Raw genomic sequence first — 16,123 nt, forward strand, 5'->3', positions numbered from 1 at the left:
GAACTCGCCGACCCGTCCGACACCGAGGACACCGCCGCGCCCGTCGCAGCGCCGTCCACCGAGGGGGACAACCAGTCATGAGCCACGCCAACGCCATGGGCGAGGTCGTGCACCTGCCCGTCAAGCCCACCGCCGACGGCGCCGACGCCGAGTCGGCGCCCGCCCCGGCCACCGGTCCGGACGGTCCGGCCGCGCCGGCGGACACCTCCTATAAGATCGACCTGGACGAGGCGCCGACCGCCGCGGCGACCGCGCCGCCGGCCCCGGTCGACCTGCCCGAGCGGGACGCCGCGCAGCGCCCAGTCATCCCGGCGGCCTTGCAGAGCTGGGTGGGGGTCAAGGCCGCCGCCCGGCAGGCGGTGAGCCGGTGGGCGCACGTCGCCGCCTTCCACGCGGTTCGCGTCCCGGCCTACGCCGGACTGGCCACCCTGTACGCCGCGGCCGGTGTGTTCCGGCTCGCGGGCCGGCAACTGCGGTGGTGGTGGGTGAGCGAACAGCTCTCGCTGCGCAACGGCGCCGCGGCGGCCGGTGACGCCGATCTGTGGCTCAAGCTGCACCGCGAGGCCAAGGCCACCCGCACGTGGCGCGGCATGGTCGTCGCCGGTGAGGCGGCCGGGGTGGCCCTGGGCGGGATGACGCTGATCTCCGCCCCGTTCTGGACGCAGGTCCTCACCGCCGGAATCGTCGTGCCGCTACTGGCGCGGTTCGGGCGCCCGGCGGACAAGCGGATCGTGAGCGCGGCCGTGGTGGCGCCCCGGTTCCGCAAGCTCAACGCCGACATCGTGCTTCGCGCGTACTACGCGGCCAAGCTCGGCGACCCGGCCAAGCCCGGCCAGCAGATCGAGTTCGGGTCGAGCATGTCGCGCGACGGTGAGGGCAGCCGCGTCGTGGTCGACCTCCCGTACGGCAAGGGCCTAGACGACGCCATCAAGGCCAAGCCCGCCATCGCGTCCGGCCTGGACGTGTCGCTGTCGCAGGTGTTCATCACCCGCGACCCGACCTCGCACCGGCGTCACGTGCTGTGGGTCGCCGACCGTGACCCGCTCGCCGTGCCCGCCGGCCGGACGCCGCTGCTCAAGCTGCGGCCCACCGACATATGGGAACCGGCCCCGTTCGGCGTCGACGAGCGCGGACGCCCGGTGACCGTCGACATGATGTGGAACTCCATCCTGGTCGGCGCACAGCCCCGGCAGGGCAAGACGTTCTCGGCCCGCGCGCTCGCCCTGTACGCCGCGCTTGACCCCTACGTGCGCCTCAGCGTGTTCGACGGCAAGGACTCGCCGGACTGGCGCAAGTTCAAGCTCGTGGCCGACCGGTGCGCGTTCGGCCTCGCCATGGGACGCGAGGGCGACCCGGTGGACCTGTTCATCCAGGCGCTTCGCGACATCAAGGCCGACGTGCAGGACCGGTATCAGCGGCTGTCGGAGCTGCCCGCCGAGGTGTGCCCGGAGGGCAAGCTCACGCGCGACATCGCCCGTGACCCCTCCTACCGCATGCCGGTCCGGCTCGTGGTGATCGACGAGTTTCAGGAGTACTTCGACACCCCCGACCCCGACGCCAACAAGGAGATCGCCGCGCTGCTGGTCTTCCTGGTCAAGGTCGCCCCGGCCGCCGGCGTCATCGTGCTCGGCGCCACTCAGAAGCCGTCCGGCATCGGCACCGGGCAGGTCGCCCAGCAGTTCAACGCCTTCCGCGACAACCACCAGATCCGTTTCAGCCTCCGCACCGGGTCATGGCAGGTCTCCGACCTGGTCCTGGGATCGGGCGCCTACTCCGAGGGCTACGACTCCTCGACCCTGCTGCCCGACTACAAGGGCGTGGGCATCCTGCGCGGCGCCGGCGACTCCACGCCCACCACCCGCACCTACCTCGCCGACGCCGAGGACGCCGAAAAGATCCTCACCGCGGCCCGCGCGTTCCGCGAGCGCGCCGGAACCCTCTCGGGCATGGCGGCCGGCGAGGACATCACGCGAGAGACCCGAGACGTGCTCGCCGACGTCCGCGCCGCCGTCCAGCCCGGCGAGAAGTGGGTGAGCTGGCAACACCTGGCGACCCGCCTCGCCGAGCGGCTCCCCGAGAGCTACGGCGAGGTGACCGCCGAAGCGATCTCGGCTCAGGTCCGCGCGTTCGGCGTCCCCAGCGCCAACGGCAAGCGCGGCGGCCAGGTCCTCAAGGGCGCCAAAGTCGCCGCCCTCGACGAGGCCATCGCGCGCCGCGCCGAGAGCCTCGCCCGGTAGCGCACGCCCCGCTACCGGTAGCGGCTCCGCTACCACCGCCGCTACCCGATCTACCTGCGCAAATAAGCGCAGGTAGCGGGTAGCGCCCACCCCCCGACCGGCCCGAAAACCGCCCTGGGAGACCCATGCACACCCTTCACGCCGCTACCGCTACGGCTACCGGCACCCCGGCCCCGATGCTCATCCTGCTCGCGGTCATCGGCACCGCCGTCTACCTCGCGTCGTGCTGGCTGTGGCCGTTCCGGGCGTGCTCGCGCTGCGACGGCGCTGGCCGCTTCCGGTCCCCGTCCGGCCGCGCCTGGCGCTACTGCCACCGCTGCAACGGCAAGGGCGCCCAACTCCGCGCCGGCCGCCGCATCCTCACCTACCTCGGCAACACCCGCGACCGCGGGACCCGCCGCTAGACGCAAAGCGGCCCTCGGCGCACAAGCCACCAAGCACGCCGCCGAGGGCCTGCCCCCAACCGATCACGGACCCCAACGAGGCCCTAGAAGGAGGCACCTTCATGATGCCGCACAACCCGCCCGAGTTCCCGCCGGTCGAGCAATGGCCCGTGCTGACCGCGCCGGACTGCCCCACCTGTCAGCGTCCCGCCGACGTGGCATGGATCGGCCCCGCCACCTCCGCGACCGGCACCGACGCCAACGTCTGGCACTGCCGGACCTGCCGCACCCAGATCTACGTCCCGGTGACGCACTGGCCGGTGCTGGACGGCCCCGACTGCCCGTATTGCCGCACCGTCGTCACCTGCTGGGCCGCGCTCGCCCCCGACACCCCCGGCGACCTCTGGACGTGCGAGCACGGCCACGAGTTCATCCTCACGCCCGAGGGCCTGATCGTCCTGCCCGAGGACGCCGCATGACCCGCCAACAGCGTGAGGCGTCGGCTACGGCCGCCCCCGACACGTCACGCCTCCGGGCACAACGCGCCACCGCACCGACGTCACACGAGGGGACCGCAGCATGACCAACCCCGCCCCGCTGCGCGTGGTCGACAGCGCGCCCGCCGGCCTCGACCTCGACGCGCCGCCGCACAGCATCGAAGCTGAGCAATGCGTCCTCGGCGCGGTGATGCTCTCGCCCGCCGCCCTCGCCGAGGTCCGGCCGTTGCTGGACGGCACCGACTTCTACCGGCCCGCGCACGCCCAGATCTGGGACGCCGTGTGCGCCCTGGCCGACCGCGGCGCGCCCGCTGACCCGCTCGCCGTCGGCGCGCACATCGGCGCCCGGCAGCTCGGCAAGATCGGCGGTGGCCCCTACCTCCACACTCTGATCAGCCGTGTCCCGACCGCGGCGAACGCCGCCTACTGGGCCCACATGGTTCGCGATCTCGCCTACGCGCGCACCGTCGCCGAGACCGGAACCCGGCTCATCCAACTCGCCAACCTCGCCGAGGGCGACGCCGCCGAGCTCCGCGCCCAGGTCGCCGCGCAGCTGGCCGCCGTCACCGGCGCCGACCGGCGCGGCTGGGCCGACCCGACGCCGCTGTCGACTGCGCCCGACCTGCCGGCCTTCCCCATTTGGTGCCTGCCGGACTGGGCCGCCGAGTACGCCGCCGGCGTCGCCGACGTCACCCAGACGCCGGTAGATCTGGCCGGGTGCCTCGCCCTGGCCGCGCTCGCCGTGGCCGCCGGCGGCAACGTGACGGTGAGCGCCGGGGCCTGGTCCGAGCCGGTGAACCTGTTCCTGGTCATGGTGCTGCCGCCCGGCAACCGGAAGTCCGAGGTCTACAAGGCCATGACCGGCCCCATCCGGGCCGCCGAGGGCATCTTGACCGACCTGACCGACTCATCGCCGAGGCGACCATTGCCCGCAAGGTCGCCGAGGCCGAGGCGGAGCGTTCGGAGAAGGCCGCCACCGACCACCCTGACAGTCTCGACCGGCGTGCCGACGCGTCCGCCGCGCGCATGGCGCTCGACAACGCCACCGTGCCCGCCGAGCCTGCGCTGTTCGGCGGGAACGACTCGACGGTTGAGAAGGTCACCTCACGACTGGCCGAACAGAACGGCCGATACGCCGTCATGGCGCCCGAGGGCGGCAAGCTGTTCTCGATCGCCGGTGGCCGCTACTCTGGCTCCCCGGACATCGGCGTCTTCCTGTCCGGGCACGCCGGCGAGGAAATGCGCATCGAGCGCATGGGCCGACCGTCCGAGCGCATCGACGCCGCCGCCCTCACCATCGGCGTGTGCCTGCAACCCGGTGTGCTGGCCGGGCTCGGCGACACCCCCGAATTCCGCGAACAGGGCTTGCTCGGACGCCTGCTGATCACCATGCCGGAATCCATGCTTGGCCGCCGCAACGCCCGGCCCGACCCCATCCCCGCGCATGCCGCTCACACCTACGAGCGGACGCTTATCGATCTCGTCCTGTCGCTGCGCAGGTTCGGCGACCCGGACGGCGAACCCGTCGCCCTGACGTTCACCAGCGACGCGCAAGAAGCCGTCATCGACCTCTTGGAGGCCACCGAGCCCCGTTTCCGCCCCGGTAGCGGCGACCTCGCCCACATGACCGATTGGGGCGGCAAGCTGGTCGGCGCCGTCGTCCGCATCGCCGTCCTGCTCCACCTGGCGAAGCACTTGCGCGACGGATACGGGCGCCCGATCGACCTCGCCACGTTCCGGGAAGCCTGCCAGCTCGGCGAGTACTTCACCGCGCACGCCCAAGCCGCCTATGACGCCATCGGCGCCGACCCTGCCGTCAATCACGCCCGCACCGTTCTCGACTGGGCACGCCGCACCGAAACGACCCGCTTCACCGCCCGCGATCTCATGCGCGGCCCGCTCAAGAACCGCGCCCGCAAGGTCGCCGACCTCGAACCGGTCTTGCGCGTCCTGCAAACCCACGGCTGGATCCGGCAGATTCCCGGCACACAGACGGGAGGACGACCCACCTCCCCGGCTTACGAGACTCACCCCGACCTGTCGGACGACTTCCGATGACTCGCCTCGGACGCCGCTACGAACCGTTACCGCGCCTGGCGCAGATCTCGCGGACGGGACACCGGGACGGGGTGACAGAAGCCGACACAAACCCTTGTGTCGCCTTCTGTCCCCGTGTCCCGCGTCCCCGCGCACCCCCTCGGCCCCGACTCGCCTCACGCTCCGTTGCCCGGCGCACAAGCCACCAAGCCCGCCGCCGGCGCCGTCCCGACCGATCACCCCCGGACTGATTGAGGTGACCGCCCCAATGGCCAAGAGGTCCAACGCATGGATCACCGTGCCCGAGATCCTCGACGAACTCGGCATCACCCGGCGCACATGGCAGCGCTGGCGCGCCCTCGGCAAGACGCCGCCCTGCACCGTTCTGCCCAACCGCAAGCTTCGGATTCGCCGAGTCGACTTCGAGAACTGGCTTTCCAGCCTTGAAGAGAGGGCCGCTTGAACAAGAGCTACGACGTCCGGTTCTGGAACATCACCATAAAGAAGGGAAGGAAACGGCCCTACGTCCTGCGATGGCTGGTAGGCGGCAAGGTTCAGACCAAACCCTTCACCGCGCGGGAACTCGCGGACAGCTTCAAGTCGGAATTGATCCAAGCTGCCCGGCGAGGTGAGGCATTCGACATCGAGACCGGCCTACCCGAGTCCATGATTCGCGCGGCCCGGTCTGTGAGCTGGTTCCAGCACGCGCGCGACTACGTGGACGATCGATGGGACAAGGTGTCCGCCAAACAGCGCATCTCGATCGCTGAAACGCTCACCGCCGTGACGGTGGGTCTCACGGCCGACCACAAGGGCGCGCCAGACTCGGAGACGCTGCGAAAGGCGTTGCGTCGGTGGGAGTACAACAAGAACCGGCGCGAGGCCGACCAGCCGGCCAAGGTGGCCGCCGCGCTCAACTGGGTCCGTATGGCGTCCGTGCCGCTGGCCGATCTCGCCGAGTTCGAGGGCATCACGCTGGCCCTCGCCGCGTGTGCGCAGAAGCTCGACGGCTCCCCGGCCGCGCCGACCTACTACACCCGGCGCCGTCGCGTCCTCTACAACGTGCTCAAGTACGCCGTTCAGCGGAAGCGCCTCGCCGTCAACCCCATCGACGGTCTCGACTGGAAACCGACTGAAGATGACGAGGTGTGGGAGCAAATAGACCCGGCCGTCGTTCCCTCACCGCGCCAAATGGCGGAGCTCCTCACGGCAGTCAGCTACGCGGGACCTCGGCGAGGCCCTCGGATGGTCGCGTTCTTCGCGTGCGTCTACTACGCCATGATGCGGCCCGGCGAGGTCGTCTCTCTGCGCGAATCCGACTGCGAACTACCGGCGACAGGTTGGGGGCGGTTGATGCTCGCCGGTTCCAAGCCCTCGGTCGGAACCGAGTGGACTGATTCGGGGGAGTACCACGACGACCGCGGGCTCAAAGGGCGGAACCGTAGGGCCAAGCGGCCCGTGCCGATCCCGCCGGAGCTCGTCCGGATCCTGCGGGATCACGTCAACCGGTACGGCGTCGCCCCGGACGGCCGTCTGTTCCGCACTGAGCGCGGGGGAGTGCTGCTCCCGTCCGGCTACGGGCGCACGTGGCACAGGGCGCGCACGCTCGCCCTGGCGCCCGCCGAGGAAGCGTCGGACCTCGCCCGGCGCCCGTACGACCTACGGCACGCTGGCGTCTCCCTACGGCTCAACGCCGGCGTCCCGCCCACCCAGGTCGCCGAGTGGGCCGGTCACAGTGTGGAGGTGCTGCTGAAGATCTACGCCAAGGTCATCGCCGGTCACGACCACGTGTGGGAGGCGCGCATAGACGATGCCCTCGGCGGCTAACGGCCTTAGCCGTCCGAGTGTGAGACTCCCCCGGTTCGATTCGCGACAACGGGTTGACGGTTTTCGCAAACACGCGTACGGTCAACAGCCATCGTGTTTGTACCAACATCGGGAGGGCTCGTGGTAGATCGGGAAGCGCGCCTGCGTGTCGGGCCTCTGAAGCTTGATGGGCAGGTGCCCTTCCGACCGAGCTACTCCTTCGATCTACCGCAGGGAGGAGGGGTCTACCTCATCCATGACCTTCGGGGGTGCCTGTACATCGGACGGACTGACGACCTCTACGACCGCTTCGACACCCACCACGACTACAGCCACAACCCCAAACTGCGCTACGCCTTGCGACACCCAGTCGGAGTGATCGACTTCGCCTGGATCCTCGCCGAGAGCAACGAGCAGATGAACCTTGAGCGGCGGCTTATCCGCGACTTGGCGCCCCTCTGCAACGACATCCGTTACACCACATCCAAGGAGACATGACATGGCCAACACCGTGCCCGCGATCAAGGGCAAGATGGGCTCGATCGAGTTCTACAACACCAAGCTTCGGGCGTCAGACCTCGCCGCCATCGCGCGAGCGGCCAGCAAGGGCGACGACTGGGCCAACCTCAGCATCGAGGAACGGCTGCAGCGCAAGCTCAACGAGAAGCGCGTACGGGACGAGCTGGTTCCCTATCTGGCCAACTCGCCGGACCGGTTCTTCGGCTCCATCATCGTCTTGGTCTACGAGCCGGCGACCTTCGTATACGAGGACCTTGGCCAGTGGCTCAAGAACGACACTCCGGCCGCATATATGGGCGTAATCGGACAGATGGGCGTCCTGACCATCGACGGTGGCGACCTCATCGTGCTGGACGGCCAGCACCGCTGGGCGGCCCTGCGCCTGGTGGTGAACCGCAAGGACGATAAGGACAAGGACATCAACGGCGATTTCGTCAGTGCCGTCCGAGATGACGAACTGTCGGTGATCTTCGTTCCGTTCATCAACAACGAGACCACGCGTCGGATCTTCAACAAGATCAATAAGTCGGCCAAGCCGACTGGCCGCAGCGACAACATCATCACGAGCGAGGACGATGGATACGCCATCCTCACCCGGAAGCTTCTCGCAGCGGGCGAGCCGCTCGGGGTGACGGAGACGGTAAAGGGCGAGCTAATCGTCAACTGGAAGAGCAACACTCTGGGGGACAGGAGCGCACAGCTCACTACGGTCAGTGCCGTCTACGAGACCGTCAGGGCCATCTGCAAGGAGTACGGCTTCCATTTCGAGGAAAGAGATCGCGTCATCCGGCCCAGTATCGAGGAGCTGGACAAGGCGTACGAGAACGTCTCCCACTGGTGGGGGCTGCTCCTGCAATACATCAGCGTCTTCAAGGAGGCGGTCGACAACCCCGACCAAATCACGCAGCTGCGCACCAAGGAGGCCAACAACCTTCTCGTCAAGCCAGCGACCCACATCGCCCTGGTGCGCGGTCTGCTGATCGCCGCGCGTCGCTACAGCGTGAAGGAGTCCCAGGCGGTCAAGCGCGTCAACAAGATCGACTGGGATATGAGCAGCGACCTGTGGAAGAACATCCTCGTGTACGCCAGCGGCGAGCGCATCATCGCCCGCAACGAGAACTACCTCCGAGCGGCTGAGCTGATCGCCTACCTGCTGGCGGGTGCCTCCGACCGCTACCCGGCCGAGACCAGGGACCAGCTCCGCGTGACCCTGGCCACGATGAAGGGCGAGCCGGGCTACCAGCTGCCCCCGCCAGTTGCCTGACCGCCGTCCGCTAAGCGACTGGTCGGCTGGAACACAAATGGAACACGCGCCGTGGCATACGGCGTCCCGTGGTGGCATCTGATGTCACATGGCGCATGAACGAGTTCAGCCGGTTTCCGCAGGTCAAGCGCGGAAACCGGCTGATCGTTCAGGGGTGCCCCCTGCAGGATTCGAACCTGCGCACACGGCTCCGGAGGCCGTTGCTCTATCCCCTGAGCTAAGGGGGCGTGCGCCCTGTGTTGGGCGCGGTAGAAGGTTACCAGGGTTGGCGGGGTGACGCGCACCTGGAATGTTCGCCGTGCGTCGAGGGGTGGAGTGGGCTAACTTCGTGGCCGTGACCGAGCCACTGGGACGCGTGCTCGTCGTCGACGATGACGAGGTGATCCGCCAGCTCATCGCCGTGAACCTGCAGTTGGAGGGGTTCGAGGTGGCGACCGCGGTGGACGGGCAGGACTGCCTCGACAAGGTGGGCGAGGTCGGGCCGGACGTCATCACGCTGGACGTCATGATGCCGCGGCTGGACGGGTGGGTGACGGCGACCCGGCTGCGGGAGGACCCGGCGACGGAGCACATCCGGGTGGCGCTGATCACCGCGCGGGCGCAGGAGCACGATGTCCGGCGGGGGCACGAGATCGGTGTCGACGCGTACGTGACGAAGCCGTTCGATCCGAACCAGCTGATCCAGACGGTGCGGAAACTCGCGGCGGTGTCCAGATAGTGGTCGGATAGTCTCACCAGGGTGACTCCTGCCGATGTGAGCGCCGCCCTGGTGGCGGTGTTGCGCGATGCCGCGGCGCGGGGGGAGTTCGCGGGGGACGTGCCCGAGGACGTGCCCGTGTTCGCTCGGGGGCCCGGGGTGTTCGAGAGTCCCGTGGCGCTGCGGCTGGGGCTGGACCCGGAGGTCGTCGCGCGGGGCGTCGGGGGTGTCGTTTCGCGCGGGTTCGTTCGGGTCACCGTGGGTGTGGGTGAACTGGTGGAGCGTGTCCGGAGTGATCCGGGTTATGGGGTCGCGCGGGTGCCGGAGTTCCGGTGGGACGAGTGGCCCCGGACGTTCGAGAATCCCGGGTTCGTCGTGCGGTACGCGTACGCGCGGGCCGGGTGGGCCGTGCGGTGGGCCCGCGAGGCGGGGGTGCCAGAGGGGGTTCTCGAGCGGGCGGAGCCCGATGAGCTGGCGTTGGTCTCCTTGTTGGGAGACTTTCCTGGGCGGGCGGCGCAGGCGGAGCGGGAACGGGACGCCAGGCCGCTGGTGTTGTGTCTGGAGAAGGTGGCCGGGGCGTACCACGACGTGCACGAACGTCGTCCCGCCATGGACGGAGGACGGGTCGCGTTGGCCGAGGCGGTGTCGCGCGTCCTCGGCAATGGCCTGAACATGATCGGTGAGAGCCCTAGAGAGCGAATATGAGTCGTGTACATCCTGCCGGTGGCCGGCACGCTGACATCCTGCCCGAGGACCACCCGGCGGGGCCCGCGGAGGATCTGAACGCACTCGATGTGCGGGTGTGGCCCCGGAACGCCGTCCGGGAGGACGGCGCCATGACCGTGGGCGGTGTGGACGTGCGGGATCTGGCCCGCGAGTACGGGACGCCGCTGTACGTCTACGACGAGGACGACGTGCGGGGCCGGATGCGCGAGTACGCGGCGGCGTTCCACGACGGTGACGTCCACTATGCGGGCAAGGCGTTCCTGTGCGGGGCCATGGTCAAGTGGCTCAACGAGGAAGGGCTCGGCCTGGACGTGTGCAGTGGCGGGGAGCTCGCGGTGGCGCTGGCCGCGGGGTTCCCGACCGAGCGCATTACCTTGCACGGGAGCAACAAGGCTCCGTGGGAGTTGGAGAAGGCTCTCGAGGTGGGGGTCGGACGGATCGTGCTCGATTCGTTCGAAGAGATCGCACGGCTGGGTTATCTGGCTCAGGAACGTGGGGTTCGGCCCAAGGTGATGGTGCGTGTGACCACGGGTGTGGAGGCGCACACGCACGAGTTCATCGCGACGGCGCACGACGACCAGAAGTTCGGGTTCTCCAGGAGTTCGGGGGCCGCGCTGGAGGCGGTCCGGCGGGTGGTGGCGCTCGAGCAGCTCGAGCTGGTGGGGCTGCACAGCCACATCGGTTCGCAGATCTTCGATGTGGACGGCTTCGAGGTCGCGGCGCACCGGCTCGCGGAGCTGCTCGTGGCGATCCGGGACGAGCACGGCGTCGAGCTTCCGGAGCTGGACCTCGGCGGGGGGTACGGGATCGCGTACCTGCCGGACGAGGAGCCGCACGACCCGAAGGCGATCGCGGACGGGCTGCGCGAGATCGTCGCGCGGGAGTGCCGGGCGTACGGGCTGGCGATGCCGCGGCTGACGGTCGAGCCGGGGCGCGCGATCGTCGGTCCGGGCGGCGTCACGCTGTACGAGGTCGGCACGGTCAAGGACGTCGAGGGGCTGCGGACGTACGTGTCGGTCGACGGGGGGATGAGCGACAACCTGCGGACCGCGCTGTACGGGGCCGAGTACACCGGCGTGCTGGCGAGCCGGTCGTCGGATGCCCGGCCGATGCTCAGTAGGCTTGTCGGCAAGCACTGCGAGAGCGGCGACATTGTGGTGCGCGACCTGTGGTTCCCCGAAGATATTGCGGCGGGGGATCTGGTCGCGGTCGCGGCGACGGGTGCGTACTGTCGTTCGATGGCCAGTAACTACAACCACGTCCCGAAGCCCGCCGTGGTGGCGGTGAAGGACGGCAGGTCGCGCGTGATCGTCCGGCGGGAGGGCGTCGAGGACCTGTTGCGGCTGGATGCGGAGGTCGAAGCGTGAAACGCCGACTGCGGGTGGCGCTGCTCGGTTGCGGCGTCGTCGGCACGGAGGTCGTGCGGCTGCTGCACGAGCAGGCGGACGACCTGGCCGCGCGGGTGGGCGCGCCGCTGGAGCTGGCCGGGATCGCCGTGCGGCGGCCCGACCGGGTCCGCGCGGGCGTCCCGGCGGAGCTGGTCACGACGGACGCGCAGGCGCTGGTCACCCGGGACGACGTCGACATCGTCGTCGAGGTGATCGGCGGGATCGAGCCGGCGCGGACGCTGCTGCTCGAGGCGATGAAGTCGGGCAAGTCCGTGATCACGGCGAACAAGGCGCTGCTGGCCGAGGACGGCGCGACGCTGTTCGCCGCCGCGCGCGAGTACGGCGCGGACCTGTACTACGAGGCGTCCGTCGCGGGGGCGATCCCGCTGCTGCGGCCGTTGCGGGAGTCGCTGGTCGGCGACCATGTGAACCGGGTGCTGGGCATCGTGAACGGCACCACGAACTACATCCTCGACCAGATGGACACGCATGGCGCGGGGTTCAACGACGCTCTGGAGGAGGCCCAGGCGCTGGGGTTCGCGGAAGCGGACCCCACGGCCGACGTAGAGGGTTTCGACGCCGCCGCCAAGGCCGCCATCCTGGCGCAGCTCGCCTTCCATACGCCTGTTACCGCGGCCGACGTGCATCGCGAGGGGATCACGGAGGTCAGTCCGGGTGACGTGGCCGGCGCCAAGGGCATGGACTGCGTCGTCAAGCTGCTGGCCATCTGCGAGCGCGTCCCGTCCGAGGACGGACGCAACGGGCGCGGGGTCTCGGTGCGGGTCTATCCCGCGATGATCCCGCGGTCGCACCCGCTCGCGAGCGTCCGGGACGCCTACAACGCGGTGTTCGTGGAGGCGGAGTCGGCGGGGTCGCTGATGTTCTACGGCGCGGGCGCGGGCGGCGCCCCGACGGCGTCGGCGATCCTCGGCGACCTGGTCGCGGTGGCGCGCAACGTCGCCGGGGGGACGCCGGGCCCGGTGGAGGTGACGTACGCGAAGCTGCCGGTGCTGCCGATGGGCGAGACCGTCACCCGCTACTACATCCAGCTGGACGTGGCGGACGAGGCGGGCGTGCTCGCGACCGTCGCGGAGGAGTTCGCCCGGCACGGGGTGTCGATCCAGGCCGTCCGGCAGGTCGGGATGGGCGAGGACGCGCAGCTCGTCGTGGTGACGCACCGGGCGCCGGACGCCGCGCTGTCCGCGACGGTCGAGGGGCTGCGGGGGCTGTCGATCGTCCGCGAGGTGGCGAGCGTCATGCGGGTCGAGGGCGAGGACTGACGGGACGCGTCCGGCGCGTCCGCAACGCACTAGAATTCGCACGACATCGCAGGTCGTGCGGCGGTCTGGGTAGGGACCGCAGGTCGGCAAGGAGAACGACGTGAACCCCAACGCCCGCGCGTGGCGCGGCCTCATCGAGGAGTACCGTGACCGGCTCCCGGTGACGGAGAAGACCTCCGTCGTCACGCTGCTGGAGGGGGGCACGCCGCTCGTCCCGGCCCACCGGCTGTCCCAGCTGACCGGTTGCGAGGTGCATCTGAAGGTCGAGGGCGCGAACCCGACCGGCTCGTTCAAGGACCGCGGCATGACGGTCGCGATCAGCAAGGCGGCCGAGGAGGGCGCGAAGGCGGTGATCTGCGCGTCCACCGGCAACACGTCGGCGTCGGCGGCGGCGTACGCGGTGCGCGCCGGGATGACCTGCGCGGTGCTGGTGCCGCAGGGCAAGATCGCGATGGGGAAGCTGGCGCAGGCGCTGGTGCACGGCGCGCGGCTGCTGCAGGTCGACGGCAACTTCGACGACTGCCTGGAGCTCGCGCAGAAGCTCGCAGTGGACTACCCGGTCGCGCTGGTCAACAGCGTGAACAAGTACCGGCTGCAGGGGCAGAAGACGGCCGCGTTCGAGATCGTCGACGCGCTCGGCGACGCCCCGGACGTCCACTGCCTCCCGGTCGGGAACGCGGGCAACATCTCCGCCTACTGGATGGGCTACAAGGAGTACGCGGACGACGGGGCGGCGTCGAAGCGGCCGCGGATGCTGGGGTTCCAGGCGAGCGGCGCCGCGCCGTTCGTCAAGGGCGAGCCGGTGCTGAAGCCGCAGACGATCGCGACGGCGATCCGGATCGGCAACCCCGCGTCGTGGAACCTCGCGATCAACGCGCGGGACGAGTCGGGCGGCGCGATCGACTCGGTCACCGACCGGCAGATCCTCGCCGCGTACCGGCTGCTGGCCCGCGAGGAGGGCGTGTTCGTGGAACCGGCGTCCGCGGCGAGCGTCGCGGGGCTGCTGCAGGCGAGCGAGCGGGGCGGCGTCGAGCGCGGCTCGAAGGTCGTCTGCACGGTGACCGGAAACGGCCTCAAGGACCCCGACTGGGCGATCTCCGGGGCGCCCGCGCCGACGACCGTGAAGGTCGACGCGCACGCCGCCGCCTCCGCGCTGGGCCTCACCTAGATGGGGTGGCCGCAGGCGCCGGTGCCGGTGCGGACGCCCGCGACCAGCGCGAACCTGGGGCCGGGTTTCGACTCGCTCGGCCTGGCGCTGGCGCTGCACGACGACGTCGAGGTCGCGGTGACCGGCGACGCGACGGAGATCGAGGTGGACGGGGAGGGCGCCGAGGTCGCCGGCCGGGGCGAACGGCACCTGATCGTCACGACGCTGCGGGCCGGGTTCGAGCGGATCGCCGAACTGGGCGGGTCCGGTCCGGGGCAGCCGAAGGGCGTCCGGCTGCGGTGCCGGAACAGGATCCCGCACAGCCGGGGGCTCGGGTCGTCGTCGGCCGCCATCATCGCCGGGCTCGTCGCGGCGCGCGCGCTGCACCCGGACGGTTCGGTCCTTGACGACGACGAGGTGCTTCGGCTCGCGACCGAGATCGAGGGGCATCCCGACAACGTCGCACCGTGCCTCGCGGGCGGGCTGACCGTCGCGTGGACGGCACCGGACGGCCCGCGCCTCGTGCGGCTCGAGTCCCGGATCGACCAGGTCGTGGCGTTCGTCCCGGAGCAACGCCTGGCCACCGAGCGCGCGCGCGGGCTGCTGCCCGAGACGGTCCCGCACGCCGACGCGGCCGCGAACGCCGGACGGTCCGCGCTGCTCGTCGCCGCGCTCACCGCGGGCCTCGACGGCGTCCTGCTGGACGCCACGGAGGACCGGCTGCACCAGGATTACCGGGCCCCGGCGATGCCGGATTCCGCGGCGCTCGTGGCGCGGTTGCGCGACGCGGGCGTCCCCGCCGTGATTTCCGGGGCAGGTCCTACTGTCCTGGCCTTCACAACTGCATCACAAGTTGATTCGATGGAGCTTGAAGTGGGTAATGGGTGGCACGAACACCCGTTGCAGGTCGCGGTCCGCGGCGCGCACGTCGTGGCCGGTGAACCGCCCGTCCGGCCCTGACCCCCGGCACCGCTGGAGCGCGCCCGCACACCGCTCCCGCCGGTACCGGATCCGGCGAGATCCACCGAGGTAAAATGCGAAGACATCGACCTCTGGGGAATAGCAGTGCGCCCTGGTGATGTTAGGCTGAATGCCGCACCAGATGCCCCGTCCGGGGCAGCGTGCTCGTCAGCCGCGCGTCGCCAGATCGGCCTTTCGGCCGTGTCGGTCCCGCGTACTAGGCTTCCCGAGACCGTGGCATCCCGATGTCACGCATTCCAGCGAAACTTCGGACGTGGCGGGACCCGGGACACGCACGAGCGAACCGTCCCGACCATCATCTGGCTGTGCCCAGACATCGCGGCTCGCGACCCCATCGTGAGCAGCGGAGCCCGACTCGGCGCCCCCGCCGGGCCGCACTACCGGGTTGACTGGCCGAACGCCGGCCAACACCCGCTCCCTGGGAAGGACCCTTAGTGAGCGAATCCAGCGAACTCCTGACGGACGCATCCGGCACGACCGCCGCCGAGGCCGGCGCGGAGCCCGCCGCCACCCCCCGGCGCCGCCGGCAGGGCACCGGCCTGTCGGCCATGGTGCTTCCCGAGCTGAAGAAGCTCGCGTCCGAGCTCGGCATCACCGGGACGACCGGGATGCGCAAGAGCCAGCTCATCGCCGCCATCCAGGAGAAGCAGGGCGGCGGCCAGGGGCAGGGCTCGGCGGGGAGCGAGCAGGGAGCCGCTGCCCCGGCCAAGACCGAACGCCCCCGGCGCACCCGCACCACCGCCAAGCGCGACGCGTCCGACGACGCGGCCGCTCCCGAGCCCGAGCAGGCGCCGTCCGACAAGGGCGAGCAGGCCGAGCAGGCCGAGAAGCCGCAGAAGCCGCAGAAGGCCGCCGACAAGGGCGAGAAGGCGGACAAGCCCGCCGACAAGCCCGAGCGCGGCGACAAGCCCGAGCGCGGCGACAAGGGGGAGCGCGGCGGCCGGCAGAACGGCCGCGCGGCGTCCGAGGGCCGGGGCGAGCGGGCCGACCGCGCCGACCGCGCCGACCGGCAGAACCGCGACGGCGACGACGACTCCCAGGGCGGCCGCGACCGCGGCGACAACCGGGACGGCCAGCGCGACCGCGGTGAGAACCGCGAGGGCGGCGGCCGCCAGCGGCAGCGCGCCCGCGACCGCGGCGGCCAGGGCGGCCGGCAGCGCG

Annotated in this window: 15 protein-coding genes, 1 tRNA gene and 1 pseudogene; 16 read left to right on the forward strand and 1 reads right to left on the reverse strand. The window is 70.5% G+C overall.

The window, feature by feature from the left end; all coding sequences use genetic code 11:
- The first annotated feature begins 77 nt into the window (after positions 1-77).
- The 9 genes and pseudogenes from ACFQ11_RS30030 to ACFQ11_RS30070 all read left to right on the forward strand — a co-directional run bounded on the left by ACFQ11_RS30030 (position 78) and on the right by ACFQ11_RS30070 (position 8,743).
- The gene (locus tag ACFQ11_RS30030) at positions 78-2,237 is read left to right on the forward strand and encodes a P-loop NTPase family protein (RefSeq protein ID WP_378304750.1); all 2,160 of its coding nucleotides are present in this window, start codon (positions 78-80) and stop codon (positions 2,235-2,237) included.
- 176 nt (positions 2,238-2,413) lie between these two features.
- Positions 2,414-2,641 carry a hypothetical protein gene (locus ACFQ11_RS30035; RefSeq protein WP_378304752.1) on the forward strand — a complete coding sequence of 76 codons (228 nt, stop codon included), beginning with the start codon at positions 2,414-2,416 and terminating at the stop codon, positions 2,639-2,641.
- 101 nt (positions 2,642-2,742) lie between these two features.
- Positions 2,743-3,099, forward strand: a complete 357-nt coding sequence (locus ACFQ11_RS30040; protein ID WP_378304754.1) for a hypothetical protein — start codon at positions 2,743-2,745, stop codon at positions 3,097-3,099.
- A 100-nt stretch (positions 3,100-3,199) separates the two neighbouring features.
- Positions 3,200-3,991: pseudogene (locus ACFQ11_RS30045) on the forward strand (DnaB-like helicase N-terminal domain-containing protein); the annotation flags it as partial.
- Positions 3,992-4,041: 50 nt separating this feature from the next.
- Positions 4,042-5,175, forward strand: coding sequence for a YfjI family protein (locus ACFQ11_RS30050; protein ID WP_378304775.1), 1,134 nt, complete (start codon positions 4,042-4,044; stop codon positions 5,173-5,175).
- A gap of 247 nt (positions 5,176-5,422) precedes the next feature.
- The gene (locus ACFQ11_RS30055) at positions 5,423-5,617 is read left to right on the forward strand and encodes a helix-turn-helix transcriptional regulator (protein ID WP_378304756.1); all 195 of its coding nucleotides are present in this window, start codon (positions 5,423-5,425) and stop codon (positions 5,615-5,617) included.
- Positions 5,614-6,981 (forward strand): tyrosine-type recombinase/integrase, encoded by a 1,368-nt coding sequence (locus ACFQ11_RS30060; RefSeq protein ID WP_378304758.1) that lies wholly within the window; start codon positions 5,614-5,616, stop codon positions 6,979-6,981. Before ACFQ11_RS30055 ends, ACFQ11_RS30060 begins: the two co-directional genes overlap by 4 nt.
- A 120-nt stretch (positions 6,982-7,101) precedes the next feature.
- A complete protein-coding gene (locus ACFQ11_RS30065; protein WP_378304761.1) occupies positions 7,102-7,458 on the forward strand; it encodes a GIY-YIG nuclease family protein in 357 nt (118 codons plus the stop codon).
- A 1-nt stretch (position 7,459) separates the two neighbouring features.
- Positions 7,460-8,743, forward strand: a complete 1,284-nt coding sequence (locus tag ACFQ11_RS30070) for a DGQHR domain-containing protein (RefSeq protein WP_378304763.1) — start codon at positions 7,460-7,462, stop codon at positions 8,741-8,743.
- A 155-nt stretch (positions 8,744-8,898) separates the two neighbouring features.
- Here ACFQ11_RS30070 and ACFQ11_RS30075 read toward each other — a convergent pair.
- A tRNA-Arg gene (locus ACFQ11_RS30075) sits at positions 8,899-8,970 on the reverse strand.
- Positions 8,971-9,098: 128 nt separating this feature from the next.
- Here ACFQ11_RS30075 and ACFQ11_RS30080 point away from each other — a divergent pair.
- The 7 genes from ACFQ11_RS30080 to ACFQ11_RS30110 all read left to right on the forward strand — a co-directional run.
- Positions 9,099-9,461, forward strand: a complete 363-nt coding sequence (locus tag ACFQ11_RS30080) for a response regulator transcription factor (RefSeq protein ID WP_378304777.1) — start codon at positions 9,099-9,101, stop codon at positions 9,459-9,461.
- 36 nt (positions 9,462-9,497) lie between these two features.
- A complete protein-coding gene (locus ACFQ11_RS30085) occupies positions 9,498-10,145 on the forward strand; it encodes a DALR anticodon-binding domain-containing protein (protein ID WP_378304765.1) in 648 nt (215 codons plus the stop codon).
- Complete coding sequence (lysA, locus tag ACFQ11_RS30090) at positions 10,142-11,533, forward strand: diaminopimelate decarboxylase (RefSeq protein WP_378304767.1); 1,392 nt, start codon at positions 10,142-10,144, stop codon at positions 11,531-11,533. Before ACFQ11_RS30085 ends, lysA begins: the two co-directional genes overlap by 4 nt.
- A gap of 14 nt (positions 11,534-11,547) precedes the next feature.
- Positions 11,548-12,834: a homoserine dehydrogenase gene (locus ACFQ11_RS30095; RefSeq protein WP_378304779.1), complete on the forward strand. Its 1,287-nt coding sequence runs from the start codon at positions 11,548-11,550 to the stop codon at positions 12,832-12,834.
- Between the two features lie 100 nt (positions 12,835-12,934).
- Positions 12,935-14,002 carry a threonine synthase gene (gene thrC / locus ACFQ11_RS30100; protein WP_378304769.1) on the forward strand — a complete coding sequence of 356 codons (1,068 nt, stop codon included), beginning with the start codon at positions 12,935-12,937 and terminating at the stop codon, positions 14,000-14,002.
- Entirely contained in the window at positions 14,003-14,941 is a 939-nt protein-coding gene (gene thrB, locus ACFQ11_RS30105; protein WP_378304771.1) for a homoserine kinase, read from the forward strand.
- Between the two features lie 455 nt (positions 14,942-15,396).
- Positions 15,397-16,123, forward strand: a 727-nt coding sequence (locus ACFQ11_RS30110; RefSeq protein WP_378304773.1) for a Rho termination factor N-terminal domain-containing protein, incomplete at its 3' end; no start/stop codon positions are given.

Source organism: Actinomadura sediminis, from assembly GCF_042675525.1.
Lineage (GTDB): Bacteria > Actinomycetota > Actinomycetes > Streptosporangiales > Streptosporangiaceae > Spirillospora > Spirillospora sediminis.

What these genes read in the sequence shown, in the direction of transcription:
- ACFQ11_RS30030 (WP_378304750.1), top strand. Translation starts at nt 78, where the DNA reads ATGAGCCACGCCAACGCCATGGGCGAGGTCGTGCACCTGCCCGTCAAG.
- ACFQ11_RS30035 (WP_378304752.1), top strand. Translation starts at nt 2,414, where the DNA reads ATGCTCATCCTGCTCGCGGTCATCGGCACCGCCGTCTACCTCGCGTCG.
- ACFQ11_RS30040 (WP_378304754.1), top strand. Translation starts at nt 2,743, where the DNA reads ATGATGCCGCACAACCCGCCCGAGTTCCCGCCGGTCGAGCAATGGCCC.
- ACFQ11_RS30055 (WP_378304756.1), top strand. Translation starts at nt 5,423, where the DNA reads ATGGCCAAGAGGTCCAACGCATGGATCACCGTGCCCGAGATCCTCGAC.
- ACFQ11_RS30070 (WP_378304763.1), top strand. Translation starts at nt 7,460, where the DNA reads ATGGCCAACACCGTGCCCGCGATCAAGGGCAAGATGGGCTCGATCGAG.
- lysA (WP_378304767.1), top strand. Translation starts at nt 10,142, where the DNA reads ATGAGTCGTGTACATCCTGCCGGTGGCCGGCACGCTGACATCCTGCCC.
- thrB (WP_378304771.1), top strand. Translation starts at nt 14,003, where the DNA reads ATGGGGTGGCCGCAGGCGCCGGTGCCGGTGCGGACGCCCGCGACCAGC.